Annotated in this window: 1 tRNA gene and 2 rRNA genes (1 of these 3 cut by a window edge); all 3 read right to left on the bottom strand. The window is 50.1% G+C overall.

Annotation, left to right across the window (positions count from 1 at the left end):
- Window positions 1–689, bottom strand: a 23S ribosomal RNA gene (locus ACESR9_RS10100); it reaches 2,311 nt to the left of the window's first position.
- Window positions 690–812: 123 nt separating this feature from the next.
- A tRNA-Ala gene (locus tag ACESR9_RS10095) sits at window positions 813–885 on the bottom strand.
- A 53-nt stretch (window positions 886–938) separates the two neighbouring features.
- Window positions 939–2,486 (bottom strand): 16S ribosomal RNA (locus ACESR9_RS10090).
- The 16S and 23S rRNA genes sit together here with 1 tRNA gene alongside, the layout of an rRNA operon.
- Window positions 2,487–2,557 lie beyond the last annotated feature (71 nt).

Here is a 2,557-nt window from a genome sequence, read left to right as displayed (position 1 = left end):
ATAATACCGCCCTATTCAGACTCGGTTTCCCTACGGCTCCGTCTCTTCAACTTAACCTCGCATCATATCGTAACTCGCCGGTTCATTCTACAAAAGGCACGCTCTCACCCATTAACGGGCTCGAACTTGTTGTAGGCACACGGTTTCAGGTTCTATTTCACTCCCCTCCCGGGGTGCTTTTCACCTTTCCCTCACGGTACTGGTTCACTATCGGTCACTAGAGAGTATTTAGGGTTGGGAGATGGTCCTCCCAGATTCCGACGGGATTTCTCGTGTCCCGCCGTACTCAGGATACTGCTAGGTATAAAGACTATTTCGAATACGAGGCTCTTACTCTCTTTGGCTGACCTTCCCATGTCATTCTTCTATAATCTTTAAGTCCACATTGCAGTCCTACAACCCCGAAGAGTAAACTCTTCGGTTTGCCCTCCTGCCGTTTCGCTCGCCGCTACTCAGGCAATCGCTTTTGCTTTCTCTTCCTGCAGCTACTTAGATGTTTCAGTTCACTGCGTCTTCCTCTACCTATCCTTAACAGATAGGAGTACTAGCCATCAGCTAGTGGGTTCCCCCATTCGGACATCTCTGGATCGTCGCTTACTTACAGCTCCCCAAAGCATTTCGTCGTTTGTCACGTCCTTCTTCGGCTTCTAGTGCCAAGGCATCCACCGTGCGCCCTTATTAACTTAACCTTATTTTTGGTCTTGCGACCTAAACTCTTTAAATATTTACAGCGTTTCGGTTTATTTTCTTGTTACTATTTGATATAGATATTCAATTTTCAATGTTCAATCTTAACACCCTTACAGTGTTAATGGAGCCTAGCGGGATCGAACCGCTGACCTCCTGCGTGCAAAGCAGGCGCTCTCCCAGCTGAGCTAAGGCCCCACAAGACCTCTCAAAACTAAACAAGACCAACGTACAGGTTTCCATTTCCTTAGAAAGGAGGTGATCCAGCCGCACCTTCCGATACGGCTACCTTGTTACGACTTCACCCCAATCATCTATCCCACCTTAGGCGGCTGGCTCCAAATGGTTACCTCACCGACTTCGGGTGTTACAAACTCTCGTGGTGTGACGGGCGGTGTGTACAAGGCCCGGGAACGTATTCACCGCGGCGTGCTGATCCGCGATTACTAGCGATTCCGACTTCATGTAGGCGAGTTGCAGCCTACAATCCGAACTGAGACTGGCTTTAAGAGATTAGCTTGCCGTCACCGACTCGCGACTCGTTGTACCAGCCATTGTAGCACGTGTGTAGCCCAGGTCATAAGGGGCATGATGATTTGACGTCATCCCCACCTTCCTCCGGTTTATTACCGGCAGTCTCGCTAGAGTGCCCAACTGAATGATGGCAACTAACAATAGGGGTTGCGCTCGTTGCGGGACTTAACCCAACATCTCACGACACGAGCTGACGACAACCATGCACCACCTGTCACCTCTGTCCCGAAGGAAAACTCTATCTCTAGAGCGGTCAGAGGGATGTCAAGACCTGGTAAGGTTCTTCGCGTTGCTTCGAATTAAACCACATGCTCCACCGCTTGTGCGGGCCCCCGTCAATTCCTTTGAGTTTCAACCTTGCGGTCGTACTCCCCAGGCGGAGTGCTTAATGCGTTAGCTGCGGCACTGAGTCCCGGAAAGGACCCAACACCTAGCACTCATCGTTTACGGCGTGGACTACCAGGGTATCTAATCCTGTTTGCTCCCCACGCTTTCGAGCCTCAGCGTCAGTTACAGACCAGAGAGCCGCTTTCGCCACCGGTGTTCCTCCATATATCTACGCATTTCACCGCTACACATGGAATTCCACTCTCCCCTTCTGCACTCAAGTTAAACAGTTTCCAAAGCGTACTATGGTTAAGCCACAGCCTTTAACTTCAGACTTATCTAACCGCCTGCGCTCGCTTTACGCCCAATAAATCCGGATAACGCTCGGGACCTACGTATTACCGCGGCTGCTGGCACGTAGTTAGCCGTCCCTTTCTGGTAAGATACCGTCACAGCGTGAACTTTCCACTCTCACACTCGTTCTTCTCTTACAACAGAGCTTTACGATCCGAAAACCTTCTTCACTCACGCGGCGTTGCTCGGTCAGGGTTGCCCCCATTGCCGAAGATTCCCTACTGCTGCCTCCCGTAGGAGTCTGGGCCGTGTCTCAGTCCCAGTGTGGCCGATCACCCTCTCAGGTCGGCTATGTATCGTCGCCTTGGTGAGCCGTTACCTCACCAACTAGCTAATACAACGCAGGTCCATCTCTTAGTGATGCAATTGCACCTTTCAAGTCAACATCATGCGATATCGACTTTTATGCGGTATTAGCTATCGTTTCCAATAGTTATCCCCCGCTAAGAGGCAGGTTACCTACGCGTTACTCACCCGTTCGCAACTCATCCGCTCGGTGCAAGCACCAAGCTTCAGCGTTCTACTTGCATGTATTAGGCACGCCGCCAGCGTTCATCCTGAGCCAGGATCAAACTCTCATTAAAATAATTGTTTGTCTTAAACTCATTCTGTCACTGACAGATTTATTGTTTTTTTATTGTTCAGTTACTATAAC

Origin of the sequence: Streptococcus parasanguinis, from assembly GCF_964238605.1 — a bacterium.
In the GTDB taxonomy this organism is placed as follows: Bacteria; Bacillota; Bacilli; order Lactobacillales; family Streptococcaceae; genus Streptococcus; species Streptococcus parasanguinis_AJ.
Note: the sequence above shows the minus strand (reverse complement) of the source record. Positions and strands in the feature narration are given on the sequence as shown.